General features: G+C 68.1%; 10 protein-coding genes. 9 read left to right on the forward strand and 1 reads right to left on the reverse strand.

Annotation, left to right across the window (positions count from 1 at the left end; all coding sequences use genetic code 11):
- Positions 1 to 141: 141 nt before the first annotated feature.
- Positions 142 to 3,939, reverse strand: coding sequence for a GH92 family glycosyl hydrolase (locus AOK23_RS15305; protein ID WP_055713268.1), 3,798 nt, complete (start codon positions 3,937 to 3,939; stop codon positions 142 to 144).
- Positions 3,940 to 4,422: 483 nt separating this feature from the next.
- Here AOK23_RS15305 and ngcE point away from each other — a divergent pair, with 483 nt between their 5' ends.
- The 9 genes from ngcE (at position 4,423) to AOK23_RS15350 (ending at position 16,888) form a co-directional block, all read left to right on the forward strand.
- Positions 4,423 to 5,892, forward strand: a complete 1,470-nt coding sequence (gene ngcE / locus AOK23_RS15310; RefSeq protein ID WP_055713269.1) for an N-acetylglucosamine/diacetylchitobiose ABC transporter substrate-binding protein — start codon at positions 4,423 to 4,425, stop codon at positions 5,890 to 5,892.
- Between the two features lie 136 nt (positions 5,893 to 6,028).
- Positions 6,029 to 6,958, forward strand: coding sequence for a carbohydrate ABC transporter permease (locus AOK23_RS15315; RefSeq protein ID WP_055713270.1), 930 nt, complete (start codon positions 6,029 to 6,031; stop codon positions 6,956 to 6,958).
- Positions 6,959 to 6,977: 19 nt separating this feature from the next.
- Complete coding sequence (locus AOK23_RS15320; RefSeq protein WP_055713271.1) at positions 6,978 to 7,910, forward strand: carbohydrate ABC transporter permease; 933 nt, start codon at positions 6,978 to 6,980, stop codon at positions 7,908 to 7,910.
- 209 nt (positions 7,911 to 8,119) lie between these two features.
- Positions 8,120 to 9,319, forward strand: coding sequence for an ROK family transcriptional regulator (locus tag AOK23_RS15325; RefSeq protein ID WP_055713272.1), 1,200 nt, complete (start codon positions 8,120 to 8,122; stop codon positions 9,317 to 9,319).
- A 136-nt stretch (positions 9,320 to 9,455) separates the two neighbouring features.
- Entirely contained in the window at positions 9,456 to 10,544 is a 1,089-nt protein-coding gene (locus tag AOK23_RS15330) for a sugar ABC transporter substrate-binding protein (protein ID WP_055713273.1), read from the forward strand.
- A 271-nt stretch (positions 10,545 to 10,815) separates the two neighbouring features.
- Entirely contained in the window at positions 10,816 to 11,607 is a 792-nt protein-coding gene (locus AOK23_RS15335) for an ATP-binding cassette domain-containing protein (RefSeq protein ID WP_079049493.1), read from the forward strand.
- Positions 11,604 to 12,959: a sugar ABC transporter permease gene (locus AOK23_RS15340; protein WP_055713275.1), complete on the forward strand. Its 1,356-nt coding sequence runs from the start codon at positions 11,604 to 11,606 to the stop codon at positions 12,957 to 12,959. Before AOK23_RS15335 ends, AOK23_RS15340 begins: the two co-directional genes overlap by 4 nt.
- A gap of 304 nt (positions 12,960 to 13,263) precedes the next feature.
- Positions 13,264 to 15,183, forward strand: coding sequence for a 1-deoxy-D-xylulose-5-phosphate synthase (dxs, locus tag AOK23_RS15345; protein WP_055540138.1), 1,920 nt, complete (start codon positions 13,264 to 13,266; stop codon positions 15,181 to 15,183).
- Between the two features lie 184 nt (positions 15,184 to 15,367).
- A complete protein-coding gene (locus AOK23_RS15350) occupies positions 15,368 to 16,888 on the forward strand; it encodes an amino acid permease (RefSeq protein WP_055713276.1) in 1,521 nt (506 codons plus the stop codon).
- The last annotated feature ends 17 nt before the right edge of the window (positions 16,889 to 16,905 follow it).

The following is a 16,905-nucleotide window of genomic DNA, read 5'->3' on the forward strand; positions in this document are numbered from 1 at the left end:
ACCGTCGACGACAAGGAATAGACAACGTTGTCGAGTGGTCTATACAAGACTCTATCTCCTCAACGTCCCACACCGTCAAATCAGTTGGGGCCCGACGAGCCGCCGGGCCCCCTGGTGTTCACCGTGTTCGAGAGCTCGATGTCACGACAGCAGTTCCACCTCCGCGAGGGTCGACGGGGTGTCCAGGACCAGGCGGTAGTGGCGGTAGGTCCTCGGGGTGGGGACCGAGAAGGCGCGGGTCTGGCGGTTCCAGGTGAAGGATTCGCCGGAGCGCCTGTCGAGGGTTCTCCAGGTGCTGCCGTCGACCGAGCCCTGGAGGGTCCAGCCGGTGGGGGCCTCGGTGCGGTCGGCGGACGTCAGGGTGTACTGCACGGCCCTGGTGCGGGCCGGCACCGGCAGGTCCGCCGTCGTCAGCGTGGCCTTCGTCGACGAGATGTCGTCGAAGAGTGCCCCGTCGCCCTCGACGGCGTCCGAGTGCGGCGACGGCACCCTGTCGTCCTTGGTGATCGACACCGGCGCGGCGCTCTCACCCGTGCCCCACCGTGACGGCCTCGGGCCCATGTCGAACTCCAGGACCCCGCCCTTCGCGAGCAGCGCGTGCGGCAGCGATGTCGATCGCCACGCCTTGCCGTTGACCTTCAAGCCCTGAACGTAGACGTTCCTCGCGCTGTTCTTCGGGGCCCGGACCACCAGATCCCGGCCGTTCTCCAGATGGACGGTCGCCTCGGTGAACAGGGGCGAGCCGATGGCGTACTCGCCGCTGCCCATCACCAGCGGATAGAAGCCGAGCGCCGAGAAGAGGTACCAGGCCGACTGCTCGCCGTTGTCCTCGTCGCCGTGGTAGCCCTGCCCGATGCCGCTGCCGACGTACAGCCGGGACAGCACCTCGCGGACCTTCTCCTGCGCCTTCCACGGCTGCCCGGCCGCGTCGTACATGTAGATCGCGTGGTGGGCGACCTGGTTGGAGTGGCCGTACATGCCCATCCGTACGTCCCGTGCCTCGGTCATCTCGTGGATGACGCCGCCGTAGGAGCCGGTGAGGTCGGGGGAGGCCGTCTCCGGGGTGGAGAAGTAGGTGTCCAGCTTCTTCGCCAGCCCGGCCCGGCCGCCGTACAGGTTCGCCAGGCCCTTGCTGTCCTGGGGCGCGGTGAACGCGTAGCCCCAGCCGTTGGTCTCCGTGTAGTCGTGGCCCCAGACCCGCGGGTCGTACGCCGGCGAGTCCAACCGCCACTTCCCGGTGCCGTCCCGCCCCTGGAAGAACCCGGCGTCCTTGTCGAACAGCTCCACGTAGTCCCGCGCCCGGTCGAGGAAGTACGCCGACTCCTCCCGGTACCGCTTCTCACCCGTCTGCTCGTACAGGGCCCGGCCCATCCGGGCGATGCCGTAATCGTTGAGGTAGCCCTCCAGCGCCCAGGACAGGCCCTCGTGGGTGTCGGTGCTGGTGTAGCCGAGGAAGGGGGAGGAGGCCATGCCCTTGCGGCCGACGCCCGGGTTCGGCGGGACGACCGTGGCGTTCTTGACGGCCGCCTCGTACGCCGCCTTCGCGTCGAAGTCGACGCCCTTGACGTACGCGTCCGCGAACGCCACGTCCGAGGAGGTGCCCGTCATCAGGTCCGCGTACCCGGGGGAGGACCAGCGGGAGGTCCAGCCACCGTCCTTGTACTGCTGCACGAAACCGTCCACCAGCTCGCCCGCGCGGGACGGTGTCAGCAGCGAGTAGGCCGGCCACGTCGTCCGGTACGTGTCCCAGAAGCCGTTGTTGACGTACACCTTGCCCTCGACGATCTTCGCGCCCGTGTGCGTCGGGGTGTCCGGGCCCGGCATGGGGGAGAACGGCGAGGCGTACCGGTGAGTCGAACCGACCTTCTCGAAGCCCGAGTTGGGGTACAGGTACAGCCGGTACAGGTTGGAGTACAGCGTGGTCAGCTGGTCGGGGGTCGCGCCCTCGACCTCCACCCGGCCGAGGAGCCGGTCCCACTGCGCCCGCGCCCGGTCCCGGACCCTCTCGAAGGCGGTGCCCTCCGGGATCTCCTGGCGCAGATTGTCCTTGGCCTGGTCGATGCTGATCAGGGACGTGGCGAGGCGGAGGGTCACCGTCCGGTCCGCGCCCGCGTCGAAGCGGAGGTGGCCCCTCACCCCGGCGGAGTCGCCGCCGGTCACCGGCGCGTCGAACACCCCGTACACGAAGAGGCGGGTCGCGCCCGTCGACAGCCCGGACTTCACATCCGAGAATCCCGTGACGGTCCCGGCCTCCTTGTCGAGGGTCAGGCCCGCCTGGTCCGTGACGTTGTCGAAGAGGACGCTCGCGTCGTCCCCCGGATAGGTGAAGCGGAGCACCGCCGCGTGGTCCGTCGGCGCCATCTCCGCCTTGATCCCGTTCTCGAAGCGGACCCCGTAGTAGTACGGCCGGGCCGTCTCGTTCTCATGCCGGAACGCCAGCGCCCGTGCCGTGCGGCCCAGGTCGGGGGTGCCGGCGGCGGCCGACGGCATCACCTGGAAGGTCTGCCGGTCACCCATCCAGGGGCTCGGCTCATGACTCGCGCTGAACGCCTGGACGGTCGGCAGGTTGTCCCCGTTGTTGGCCCGCGCGTAGTCGTACAGCCAGCTGAGCGAGCCCGCGTCGGTCACCGGCGTCCAGAAGTTGAAGCCATGGGGGACCGCCGTCGCCGGGAAGTTGTTGCCGCGGGAGAAGCCGCCGCTGGAGTTCGTTCCCCTGGTGGTCACCGCGTAGTCGGAGAGATGTGCCTTCGGCCGCTCGGGCGCTCGCACCCGCAGGGTCACGTCGTCGAGCCAGCCGCGGAACCTCGCCGGCCCCCTCGGCGAGTCGTACGCCACCAGGACCCGGTCCACCGTCTTCCCGGCCGCGACCGACCCGATCCGGGAGACGACGTCGTTCCACTGGTTCACGTACAGCACCTTCGCCGCCCCCTGTCCGCGTGGCGTGAGGGGGAATCCGTGCTGGTCGACGGCGCGCAGCTCACTGAGCGAGGTGCCGTCCGTGAAGACCAGGTCGACCGCGACATGGGTGGCGTCGTAGTCCAGGTCGCCGTCCGCCATGGACGGGAAGATCCGGTACGCCAGCTCGGTGTCCCGCCCGACGGCCACGTCCACGTCGAAGACCTTGTTGTACGAGTGGGCCGGGCCGTCCGCCGTGTGCCGGCCCGCGTACCGCAGCGCCCGCTTCCCGGTGAAGCCCACCCCGGCCTTGGCGGTCGCCGAGCCGCTCGGCCCCCGGTCGGTGTGGGTGCGCATCTCCTTCGGCGCGGGCGTCTGGCCGCCGCCCGTGGAGAACTGCACGTCGGCGAGCTGGGTGATGGTGGAGGCCCCGTTGTTCCGGGTGATGTCCAGCCGGAAGTGCCGGTACCCGGCGACCGCGTCGGCGGGGATGTCGTACGACTTGGTCAGATACCGCTCGGGGAAGGACTCACCGGTGCGGGTGTCGAGGGTCCGCCACTCCTTGCCGTCGGCGGACCCCTTCAGGGCCCAGTCCTTCGGATCGCGCCCCTCGACGTCGTTCGCCGAGGTCAGCGCGTACGTCACCACCTCGGCGGGCCGGTCGAGGTCGAACTCCACCCAGCCGGTGGGCTGGAAGGAGAGCCACTTGGTGCCCGGCTCTCCGTCGACCAGGTTCTCCTTCACCTCCCCGCCGGAGGTGTTCTCGCCGCTCGCCCGGACCTCGGTCACCCGGTCGGTGATGTTGCCGGGGATGCCCGTGGCGTAGCCGCCGTCGACACCGGAGGCGCGGGGGGAGCCGTCCGGCGCGGTGTCGACGGTGTCGGTCCAGTCCGGTGCGGGATCCCCCGACTCGAAGGAGGAACTGAACTCCCGGTCGGCCGCCCCCGGCCGGGCCGGTAACGCGACGGCGGCCCCCTGAGAGGCCACCACCAGAGCGAACGCGGCGGCGCCGAGCGCCACCGTGGAACCCCATCCGTGCCGCATGCGCGAGCACCCTCCCTGCGCCTGATCAGCCCGCTCGACCGCCTGGACGATCAAGGAACGACCCGAAGTGGACAACGTTGTCTGTCGTGTTGCGCAGGGACCAGTAGTGGTTCAAGTGATGAGTGGTGTCAAGGGTGTTGAGTGAGCCATCCGGGTTGAACGGCGGGGAATTTGTGGTCGAGCGGCGCACGGACGCTCGTATTTCCGCGAGGTCTCAACTCGGAAAAGACCGACGGCCAACCTTGCATTCGATCTTGCTCCCTTGGCGGGAAGTGGACTATACCTGTCGGCGTCCGCATCGTGGTCGCACGACGGTGGACGGGCACTACCTGGGGGGAATTACCGGTGGGCGCGGACGTGTCCGCGCGCGGACCGCCGTCTTGCCCCTGTTGAATCCTCACGCACGACCCCAGCTTGAACCGATCGCGGTGCCGGGAGGATCCGGTTCACCGCCTGAGTCCTGGAGAAGGCGAGGACTTGAGCATGGGATCCACGACCGCTGAGAACAACGAACCCGAGGCCCCCGGCACCACCACCGCGGAGGGGGTGGGCCGCCGCGATCTGATCAAGCGATCCGCAGCGCTGGGCCTGATCACCGTCCCCACCATGAGCTTCCTCTCCGCCTGCGCGAGCGGCGGCGGGGACGACGACTCCTCCGAGGACGCCCAGGGCGAGACGTCCAAGTCCAACCCCTTCGGCGTCAAGAAGGGCAGCAAACTCGACGTCGTCATCTTCAAGGGCGGCTACGGCGACTCCTACGCCAAGGCGTGGGAGGCCGCCTTCCGGAAGAAGTGGGGCGTCACCTCCACCCACACCGGCACCCAGGAGATCACCGGCAAGCTCCAGCCCCGGTTCAACGCGGGCAACCCGCCGGACATCGTCGACGACTCCGGCGCCCAGCAGATCCCGATCGACGTCCTCTACAAGAACGACCAGCTCCTCGACCTGGCCGCGGTCCTGGACGCCCCCTCGATCGACGACCCCGCCAAGAAGGTCCGCGACACCCTCATCCCCGGCACGCTCGACGCGGGCATGCAGGAGGACAAGGTCGTCGCCCTCAACTACATCTACACGGTGTGGGGCCTGTGGTACTCCGGCAAGCTGTTCAAGGAGAACGGCTGGGAGGAGCCCAAGACCTGGGCGGACTTCCTGACCATCTGCAAGGAGGCCAAGGCCAAGGACATCGGCGGCCTCGCCCACCAGGGCAAGTACCCGTACTACATCAACGTCGCCATCATGGACCTGATCGCCAAGACCGGCGGCCTCGACGCCATGAAAGCCATCGACAACCTCGACCCCAAGGCGTTCGTCGGCTCCGACGCGGCGAAGGCCGGCGTCGAGGCGATCTACGAGGTCGTTGAGAAGGGCTATCTGATGCCCGGCACCAACGGCCTCACCCACACCGAGTCCCAGACCCGCTGGAACCAGTACAAGGCCGTGTTCATCACCTCCGGTTCCTGGCTGGAGAACGAGCAGCTCAAGCAGACCCCGGCCGACTTCGACATGAAGTTCATGCCGATGCCGCTGCTGCCCGACAGCGCGATGCCGTTCGAGGCGATCCGGGCCGGCTCCGGCGAGCCGTTCATCATCCCCGCCAAGGCGAAGAACCTGCCGGCGGCCAAGGAGTTCATGCGGATGATGCTGTCCAAGGAATGGTCGACGCTGTTCGCCAAGGAGGCGAACTCCCTGACCATCCTCAAGGACGGCGTCGACCCCGGCGTACAGCTGCGGCCCGGCACGCAGTCCACGGTCGAGGCGTCCAAGGCCGCCGGTGACAACACCTTCCGCTACCTGTACACCGAGTGGTACAGCGAGATGGACACGGCGATCCAGAACGCGTCGAACGAGCTGATGGCGAAGCGGATCCAGCCGGCCGAGTGGCTGAAGCGTGCGCAGGCGGCCGTGGACAAGCAGGCGAAGGACCCGGATTCCAAGAAGAACCACCGGGACTGAGCGGGCCTTCGGGCGTCGTGGGGGACTGAGTGATGCGGTGGGCCCCCGGTCCACCGTGGATGGCTTTCGCGCAGTTCCCCACGCCCCGAAGCGTGCGGGCCCTTCGTCTTACGGAACCCAAGGCAGGATCACGCCAATGCGCAAAGGGCAGTACCGGTTCGTCGCGGGGTTTTTGTTCATCCCCGTGGCGCTTTATCTGATCTTCGTCATCTGGCCCTATCTCCAGACCTTCGGCTATTCGCTGACGGACTGGAAGGGACAGTCCCAGACGTTCAGCTTCGTCGGGCTGGACAACTACACCGCGTTGTTCCAGGACGACATCTTCCTCAAGGCCATCTGGCACAACATCCTGTTCCTGGTCTTCATCCCGGTGATCACCATTCTGCTCGCGCTGTTCTTCGCGTTCATGCTGAACGCGGGCGGGCGCGGCCGGGCCGGCGGTGTCTCGGGGGTCGCCGGGTCGGGCTTCTACAAGATCGTCTACTTCTTTCCGCAGGTCCTGTCGCTGGCCATTCTCGCGGTGCTCTTCGGCGCCGTGTACCGCAGTGACAGCGGCGGCATGCTCAACGGCTTCCTCATGAAACTGGGGCTGGTCGACGAGAGCAGCCCCGTGGAATGGCTGAACGAACCGAATGTCGTGCTCTGGGCGCTGATCGCGGTGGTCGTCTGGCACGGCGTCGGCTTCTATCTGGTGCTGTTCTCCGCCGCCATGCAGGCCATTCCGAGGGACATCTACGAGGCCGCGCTGATCGACGGCGCCGGCCGCGCCCACACCTTCTTCCGGATCACCCTGCCCCTGCTCTGGGACTCCGTGCAGACCGCCTGGGTCTACCTCGGCATCGCGGCGATGGACATGTTCATCCTGGTCTCCACGATGACGGCGGGGGAGTACGGCGGCGGCCCCGATCACCACAGCGAGGTCATGGCGACCGTGATGATGCGGAACTTCCTGCTGTACGGCAAGAGCGGCTACGCCTGCGCCATGGGCGTGGTGATGCTGCTCCTCACCCTGATCGTCTCGGTGGTCATGCTGCGCGCCACCCGCCGTGAACGCATCGAGTTCTGAAGCCGGAGATGACGGAACGATGAGCGCACCCCTCAAGACCGCCTCCCCCGGCGACTCGGCCCCCACCGGTCCGGCCGTGACCAAGGGCCGGACCGGCCCCGGTGACGAACGCGGCGAAGGCGTCGTCCTGAACGTCTTCTCGCACGGCTTCCTCGCCCTGTGGGCCCTGATGATCGTGCTGCCGCTGCTGTGGCTGATCCTCAGCTCCTTCAAGACCGACGCCCAGATCGGCGGCTCCGCCTTCGGCTGGCCGGAGAACTGGTCCCTGGACGTCTTCTCCCGCGCCTGGGACAAGGGCATCGGCGACTACTTCCTCAACACGGTCATCGTGCTGGTCTTCTCCGTGCCGCTGACCATGCTGTTCGGCTCGATGGCCGCGTACGTCCTGGCCCGCTACCAGTTCTGGGGCAACCGGCTGCTGTACTTCTTCTTCGTCGCCGGGGCCATGTTCCCGGTGTTCCTGGCGCTGGTCCCGCTGTTCTTCATGGTCAAGCGCCTCGACATGCTGAACAGCTACCAGGGCCTGATCCTGGTCTACGTCGCCTACTCGCTGCCGTTCACCGTGTTCTTCATGCACGCCTTCTTCCGGACCCTGCCCACGGCGGTATTCGAGGCGGCGATCCTGGACGGGGCCTCCCACACCAGGACCTTCTTCCAGGTGATGCTGCCCATGGCGAAGCCGGGCCTGATCAGCGTGGGCATCTTCAACACCCTCGGCCAGTGGAACCAGTACATCCTGCCCACCGTCCTCATGCAGCCGCAGAGCGGTGACGACCCCGAGCGCTATGTCCTCACCCAGGGTCTGGTCCAGCTCCAACAACAGCAGGGTTATGCCTCTGACCTGCCCGTTCTCTTCGCAGGTGTCACCATCGCGATGATCCCCATGCTGGTCGTCTACCTCTCGTTCCAGCGCCAGGTGCAGGCCGGCCTGACGTCGGCGACCCTGAAGTAGTAAGGAGGGCTTCCGGACGACCCCGACGTAGCGCCCCAGTGACATTTAGTGGTCAATTGGCGACGCCAGTTTCCGTCAAGGACTTGACTGCGGTAACCCGTTCAGCGGAGCTTGGAGTTCACAACTTGTAAGTGACCCGGGATCCGCGGCTTTGACCTGGGTCACGGGCGGCGGGGGCCGTCCGGCCTGGGACAGGAGTGGATGAGTCGATGGAGACTCCGGGGTCGCAGTCGTCGCTGCACCGAGCAAATCTCGAACGCGTCGTCCGGGCGGTACGTCTCGCCGGCTCGCTCACGCAGGCGGAGATCGCCAGGACGACAGGTCTGTCCGCGGCCACGGTCTCCAACATCGTCCGCGAACTCAAGGACGGCGGAACGGTCGAGGTCACGCCCACATCGGCGGGTGGACGCCGGGCTCGCGCGGTCTCCCTCAGCGGCGACGCCGGGATCGTCATCGGCGTGGACTTCGGGCACACCCATTTGCGCGTCGCGATCGGGAACCTCGCTCATCAGGTGCTGGCCGAGGAGTCCGAGCCGCTCGACGTGGACGCCTCCTCCACCCAGGGGTTCGACCGTGCGGAGCAGCTGGTCACCCGGTTGATCGAGGCCATAGGAGTGGATCCCACGAAGATCGCGGGCGTGGGCCTCGGTGTGCCCGGACCGATCGACGTCGAGTCGGGGACGCTGGGCTCCACCGCCATCCTGCCGGGTTGGACCGGCACCAACCCGGCCGCCGAGATGGGGCACCGCCTGGGCGTCCCGGTCCACGTGGACAACGACGCCAACCTCGGCGCCCTCGGTGAGCTGGTCTGGGGCAGCGGACGCGGGGTGCGCGACCTGGCCTACATCAAGGTGGCCAGCGGTGTCGGCGCCGGCCTGGTCATCGACGGCAAGATCTATCGGGGCCCCGGTGGCACAGCGGGAGAAATCGGGCATATTACTCTTGATGAATCCGGACCGGTCTGCCGCTGCGGAAACCGCGGCTGCCTGGAGACCTTCGCCGCCGCACGCCATGTGCTGCCGCTCCTCCAGTCCAGCCACGGGACCGATCTGACGATGGAAGGCGTCGTGCGGTTGGCCAGGGACGGGGATCCGGGCTGTCGCCGGGTGATCGCCGACGTCGGCCGCCACATCGGAAGTGGAGTCGCCAATCTCTGCAATCTGTTGAACCCGAGCCGCGTGGTCCTCGGTGGCGATCTCGCCGAGGCCGGGGAGTTGGTGCTCGGGCCCATAAGGGAGTCGGTCGGCCGGTACGCGATCCCGAGTGCCGCACGTCAACTCTCGGTGCTGCCAGGGGCACTTGGCGGCCGTGCGGAGGTCCTGGGGGCCCTCGCGCTGGCGCTCAGCGAGATGGGTGATTCAACCCTTTTGGACGGAACTCTGTCCGCAGCAACCCCTGCCTTCACTTAGAGAACGAAACACGCCGTTGCCAACCCGTTAAGGATTTACTTCTTGACGTCGCACGTGTGGCCGAGTTGACTTCCAGCCACCTCGGCCGCAGTGCTGCGGCCCGTGTCAGGGAGGCACAACCCAAATGAACGCAACGATGCGTAGAGTCGTGATCGGCGCCACCGCGGTTTCGCTGGCGCTCTCCGTGGCCGCCTGTGGGAAGGCCGGCGACGACGACTCGGACAGCGGTAGCGACAGCGGCTCGGGCAACAAGACCATCGGTCTCCTCCTGCCCGACAACGTCACCGCGCGCTACGAGAAGTTCGACCGGCCTTACTTCGAGGACAAGGTCGAGGAGCTCTGCTCCGACTGCAAGGTCGAGTACGCGAACGCAGCCGCCGACCCCACCAAGCAGGCTCAGCAGATGAGCACCATGGTGACCAAGGGCGTCAAGGTCATCGTCGTCTCCGCCCAGGACTCCGCCGCGATCAAGTCCTCCATCCAGTCCGCGGTCGACAAGGGTGTCAAGGTCGTCGCCTACGACCGCCTCGCCCAGGGTCCGGTCTCGGCCTACGTCTCCTTCGACAACGTCAAGGTCGGCGAGCTCCAGGGCCAGGCCCTGCTCGACGCGCTCGGCGACAAGGCCACCAAGAAGTCCAAGGTCGTCATGATCAACGGTGACGACGCCGACCCGAACGCCGGTCAGTTCAAGGAAGGCGCCCACAAGGTCCTCGACGGCAAGGTCGACATCGCCTACGAGCAGTCCGGCCTGTGGAAGGACACCGTCGCCGCCCAGAAGATGTCCGCGGCGATCACCCAGCTGGGTGCCAAGAACATCGCGGGCGTCTACGCCGCCAACGACGGCATGGCCGGTGGCATCGCCAACACCCTCAAGGGTGCGAAGATCAGCAACATCCCGCTGACGGGCCAGGACGCCGAGCTCGCCGCCATCCAGCGGATCGTCGCCGGCACCCAGTCCTCCACGGTCTACAAGGCCTACAAGCCGGAGGCCGACACCGCCGCCGAGCTCGCGGTCGCGCTGCTCGAGGGCAAGGGCGTCAAGGACCTCGCCGACACCGAGGTGACGAGCGGCTCCGGCGACAAGGTGCCCGCCAAGCTCCTGACCCCGGTCTCGGTCACCAAGGACAACATCAACGACACGGTCGTCAAGGACAAGCTGTACACGGTCGCGGACATCTGCACCCCCGAGTACGCCAAGGCCTGCAAGTCCGCCGGCCTGGAGTAGTCACGCCACCGCGCGTCATCCGGTCCGGGCCCCGCTGAGGGGCCCGGGCCCGGACGGCCGAGCGGCCCCGTGAAGCCCCGCCGGCGCCCGCCCCGCCAACAGACCCCGCTGCGGGGCGGGCGCCGGACGGAACCCGCCGCCGAGAGCGGCGGATCCAGGCATGTTCACCCTGTAAACCACCGTGCGAGCAGCGGCCCTCCCGCCGCGATCCGCACGTCACTCCGCGCACACCCCCAAGCGCGGCATCCCCGCCGGTCAGGCGGCGAAGGAGATGGTTCACGTGTCCGCTACGCCCGTGCTGGCGTTGCGCGGAGTCTCCAAGCGATTCGGTGCGGTCCAGGCACTCACCGATGTCGATCTGGAGGTCCACGCCGGAGAAGTGGTCGCCCTGGTGGGCGACAACGGCGCAGGTAAGTCCACCCTGGTCAAGACGATCGCGGGCGTCCACCCCATCGATGAGGGCGTCATCGAGTGGCAGGGCGACGCGGTGAGGATCAACAAGCCGCACGACGCCCAGGGACTCGGCGTCGCGACGGTCTACCAGGACCTCGCGCTCTGCGACAACCTCGACGTCGTGGGCAACCTCTACCTCGGTCGCGAACTGCTGCACCGGGGCGTCATCGACGAGGTGACGATGGAGAAGAAGGCCCGCGAGCTGCTGTCCACGCTCTCCATCCGCATCCCGAGCGTGCGCATCCCGATCGCAAGCCTGTCGGGTGGTCAGCGCCAGGTCGTGGCCATCGCCCGCGCCCTGATCGGCGACCCCAAGCTCGTCATCCTCGACGAGCCCACCGCCGCCCTCGGTGTCGAGCAGACCGCGCAGGTCCTCGACCTGGTGGAGCGGCTGCGGGAACGCGACCTCGCCGTCATCCTCATCAGCCACAACATGGCCGACGTCAAGGCGGTCGCCGACACCGTCGCCGTGCTGCGGCTGGGCAGGAACAACGGCTCCTTCCCCGTGAAGGACACCAGCCACGAAGAGATCATCGCCGCGATCACGGGTGCCACGGACAACGCCGTGACCCGTCGCGCGGGGCGGCGCACCGCGGAGGCGGCAAAGTGAGTGACACGTCCAAGACCGTGAAGAGCGACTCCGCGGCGACCGACAAGGTCACCAAGGACGAGGGCGTGGTGTCGCAGCAGGACACCGTCGCGCCCGCCGACGACCCCACGGCGGCCCCGGTCGCCGTCACGGACCCGCGGCTGCTGGTCCGCGAGGAGGGCCTCAAGGGCTACCTCACCGAGTTCAAGCGCAAGGTCAAGGGCGGCGAGCTGGGCTCGCTGCCGGTGGTCATCGGCCTGATCGTCATCTGGACCATCTTCCAGTTCCAGAATGATCGTTTCCTCAGCGCCGACAACCTCTCCAACATCAGCTACTTCCTCTCGGCCACCGGCATGCTCGCCATCGGCCTGGTGTTCGTGCTGCTGCTCGGCGAGATCGACCTGTCGGTCGGCTCCGTCAGCGGTCTGGCCTCGACCCTGTTCGCCGTGTTCGCGGTGAACAACGGCATGAACGCCTGGTTGTCGCTGGTCCTCGCCGTCATCACCGGTATCGCCATCGGCTCTCTGCAGGGCTGGTTCTTCGCCAGGATCGGTGTGCCGGCGTTCGTCGTCACCCTGGCCGGTTTCCTCGGCTGGAACGGTCTGATGCTGTGGCTGCTGGGTGACAGCGGCACCATCAACATCCCGTCCGACACGGGCCCGGTCCACCTGCTCGGCCAGAGCTCCTTCTTCATGGACCAGGCCATCATCGGCGCCTACCTGCTGGCCGGCCTCGGTGTCGTGCTCACCGCCGTCGGCAACTTCAACGAGCAGCGCCGCCGCAAGGCCGCCGGGGTGCCGTTCCGGCCGACCAGCGAGATCCTGCTCCGGGTCGGCGCGCTGGCCCTCGCGTCCTTCCTCGCCGCGGCCGTGCTCAACGACGCGGCCGGTGTCTCCAACGCGCTGGTGATCTTCCTCGCGGCGCTGGTGGTCGTGGACTTCGTGCTGCGCCGTACGACCTACGGCCGTCAGGTCTTCGCGGTCGGCGGCGGCATCGAGGCCGCCCGCCGTGCCGGTATCAACGTGCCGATGATCCGCATCACGGTGTTCGCCATCTCCGGTGGCTTCGCCGCGGTCGGCGGTATGTTCTTCGCCGGTCAGACCGCGAGCGCGACGCTCTCCGCGGGTGGCGGCAACACGCTGATGCTGGCCATCGCCGCGGCCGTCATCGGTGGTACGAGCCTCTTCGGTGGTCGTGGATCGGTGTGGTCGGCGCTGCTGGGTATGTTGGTGATCCAGTCGATCCAGACGGGTCTCGACCTGCTCAACATGAACACGTCGATCCAGTACATGATCACCGGTGCGGTGCTCCTGGGCGCCGTGGTCATCGACTCGGTCTCCCGCAAGAGCCAGAAGGCGGCGGGCCGCGCGTAAACAGGGAGCGCCGTCGGGGTGCGGTGGTCCCGCGCCCGCCGGTCCGCTTCGGCCGGTCGCGCAGTTCCCCGCGCCCCTGACGGAGTGGCATGCGGCCCCTCGCACAGAAGTGCCCGGCATCGAATCCGATGCCGGGCACTTCTCTTCTGTGTCGGACGTTTCGTACGCGGGGACCGGTGCAGGATGGTTTACGGCCGTTCATGTGATGCGGGTTCCCCCCGCCCGGCGGTCGGCGGTGCACGCGGAAGATTAGACTTCGACGAGCCCGGCAACGCTCGAACAGCACTATTGCAAGGAGGCACGGGTGCCGCTGCTGACCCGCATCAGGGGACCGCGCGATCTGGACCGGCTCAGCCTGGAGGAGTTGGACCAGCTGGCGGAGGAGATCCGGACCTTCCTCGTGGAGGCGGTGTCGAAGACCGGCGGTCACCTCGGCCCGAACCTCGGCGTGGTCGAGCTCACCATCGCGCTGCACCGTGTCTTCGACTCGCCGAAGGACAAGGTGCTGTGGGACACGGGCCACCAGTCCTACGTCCACAAACTCCTCACCGGCCGACAGGACTTCTCCCGGCTGAAGATGAAGGGCGGCTTGTCCGGCTACCCCTCGCAGGCCGAGTCCGAGCACGACGTCATCGAGAACAGCCACGCCTCGACGGTCCTCGGTTGGGCCGACGGGCTCGCCAAGGCCAACCAGGTGCTGAAACGCGACGACCACGTGGTCGCCGTGATCGGTGACGGCGCCCTCACCGGCGGCATGGCCTGGGAGGCGCTCAACAACATCGCCGACGCCAAGGACCGACCCCTGGTCATCGTCGTCAACGACAACGAGCGCTCGTACGCGCCGACCATCGGCGGCCTCGCCAACCACCTCGCCACCCTGCGCACCACCGACGGGTACGAGCGGTTCCTGGCCCGCGGCAAGGACCTGCTGGAGCGCACGCCCGTCGTCGGCCGGCCGCTCTACGAGACGCTGCACGGCGCCAAGAAGGGCCTGAAGGACTTCATCGCCCCGCAGGGCATGTTCGAGGACCTCGGCCTCAAGTACGTCGGACCGATCGACGGGCACGACATCGAGGCCCTGGAGTCCGCCCTGTCGCGCGCCAAGCGCTTCGGCGGCCCGGTCATCGTGCACTGCCTCACCGAGAAGGGCCGCGGCTACCAGCCCGCCCTCCAGGACGAGGCGGACCGCTTCCACGCCGTCGGCAAGATCCACCCGGACACCGGTCTGCCGATCGCCTCCTCCGGCGCCGACTGGACCTCCGTGTTCGGCGAGGAGATGGTGAAGCTCGGCAAGGAGCGCGAGGACATCGTCGCCATCACGGCGGCCATGCTCCAGCCGGTCGGCCTCGACAAGTTCGCCAAGGCCTTCCCCGAGCGCGTCTACGACGTCGGCATCGCCGAGCAGCACGGCGCGGTCTCCGCGGCCGGCCTCGCCACCGGCGGGCTGCACCCGGTCTTCGCGGTGTACGCGACCTTCCTCAACCGCGCCTTCGACCAGGTCCTCATGGACGTCGCCCTCCACAAGTGCGGTGTGACGTTCGTCCTGGACCGGGCCGGCGTCACCGGCACCGACGGCGCCTCGCACAACGGCATGTGGGACATGTCGATCCTTCAGGTCGTCCCCGGGCTGCGGCTCGCCGCGCCGCGCGACGCCGACCAGGTGCGGGCGCAGCTGCGCGAGGCCGTCGAGGTCACGGACGCGCCGACCGTCGTGCGCTTCTCCAAGGGCGCCGTCGGTCCCGCCGTACCGGCCGTGGGCCGGGTGGGCGGCATGGACGTGCTGCGGGAGCCGGGCACCGACACGCCGGACGTGCTCCTCGTCTCCGTCGGCGCCCTCGCGCCGATGTGCCTGGAGATCGCCGCCCTCCTCGACAAGCAGGGCATCACCACCACCGTCGTCGACCCGCGCTGGGTCAAGCCGGTCGACGAGCACATGGCGCCGCTCGCCGACAAGCACCGTGTGGTCGTCACGGTGGAGGACAACTCCCGTGTCGGCGGCGTCGGCTCGGCGATCGCGCAGGCCCTGCGCGACGCGGGCGTCGACATCCCGCTGCGCGACTTCGGCATCCCGCCGCGCTTCCTCGACCACGCCTCCCGCGCCGAGGTGATGGCCGAGATCGGGCTCACCGCGCCCGACATCGCCCGCCAGGTCACGGGTCTCGTCTCCAAGCTCGACGGCCGGCTGGACGGCACGCCCTCCGAGGTCGAGCCCGCGCGCGACTGACCCGCCCGTCCGGGCTGTCCGGGCCGGTCCCACCATCCTTTACGGTGGTGAGACCGGCCCATTCGCGTGAAACCGCCCGTGCCGGGGCATACGCTCCCCCAGCTCTCGGCTTCGCTCGACCCGGGGGGACCCCCATCGCCCCCTCTCGATCATGTCGAGGACGACAAGCGTGGGAGGTACCCCTGTGAGCAGCACACTCTTCCGGACGAAAAAGGTCGAGCAGTCCATCCTCGATACCGAGGAGCCCGAGCACGCGCTCAAGAAATCCTTGTCCGCGCTGGATCTGACGGTCTTCGGGGTCGGCGTCATCATCGGCACCGGCATCTTCGTCCTCACCGGTACGGTCGCCAAGAACAACGCCGGGCCCGCGGTGGCCCTGGCGTTCGTCGCGGCCGGTGTCGCCTGCGCGCTGGCCGCGCTGTGCTACGCCGAGTTCGCCTCCACCTTGCCCGTCGCCGGGTCCGCGTACACGTTCTCGTACGCCTCCCTCGGTGAACTGCCCGCCTGGATCATCGGCTGGGACCTGGTCCTGGAGTTCGCGCTCGGGACGGCGGTGGTGGCCGTCGGCTGGTCCGGCTACATCCAGTCGCTCATGGGCAACGCGGGCTGGGAGATGCCCGTCGCCCTGGGCAGCAGAGAGGGCGCCGACGGGTTCGGCTTCGACATCCTCGCCGCCGCGCTCGTCCTGGTCCTCACCGTCATCCTCGTGATCGGCATGAAGCTGTCCGCGCGGATCACCTCGGTCGTCGTCGCCATCAAGGTCGTCGTCGTCCTGACCGTGATCATCGCGGGCGCGTTCTTCATCGAGGGCAAGAACTACGACCCGTTCATCCCGAAGGCGCAGACCGTCGACGCCGGTGACAGTCTCCAGGCGCCGCTGATCCAGCTGATGTTCGGCTGGGCGCCCTCCAACTTCGGTGTGATGGGCATCTTCACCGCCGCCTCGGTGGTGTTCTTCGCGTTCATCGGCTTCGACGTCGTCGCCACCGCCGCCGAGGAGACCAGGAACCCGCAGCGCGACATGCCGCGCGGCATCCTCGGCTCCCTCGTCATCTGCACCACGCTGTACGTCCTCGTGTCGATCGTCGTCACGGGCATGCAGAACTACACCCGGCTGTCCGTCGACGCCCCGCTCGCCGACGCCTTCAAGGAGACCGGCCACCCCTGGTTCGCGGGCTTCATCAGCTTCGGCGCCGCCGTCGGCCTGACGACGGTCTGCATGATCCTGCTCCTCGGCCAGACACGGGTCTTCTTCGCGATGAGCCGCGACGGACTGCTGCCGCGCTTCTTCTCCCACGTCCACCCGCGGTTCAAGACCCCGCACCGGCCGACGATCCTGCTGGGCGTGATCATCGCGATCCTCGCCGGCTTCACCCCACTGACCGAACTCGCCGCCCTGGTGAACATCGGCACCCTGTTCGCCTTCGTGGTGGTCGCGATCGGCGTGATCATCCTCCGCAGGACCCGCCCCGATCTGCACCGGTCGTTCCGCACCCCGTGGGTGCCGGTCATCCCGATCCTGTCGGTCTGCGCCTCCCTCTGGCTGATGATCAACCTGCCCGCCGAGACGTGGCTGCGGTTCGCGGTGTGGATGGTCGCCGGGTTCGTCGTGTACTTCCTCTACGGCCGCTCGCACAGCCGCCTCAGCCGCCACGAGGAGACCCCATCGGGCGACGTCGCCCCGCCGCCGGGACGCGGCGCGTAGGAGCCGCCCACCCGGCC

It is taken from the genome of Streptomyces torulosus (assembly GCF_001419765.1).
GTDB classification, from domain to species: domain Bacteria; phylum Actinomycetota; class Actinomycetes; order Streptomycetales; family Streptomycetaceae; genus Streptomyces; species Streptomyces torulosus.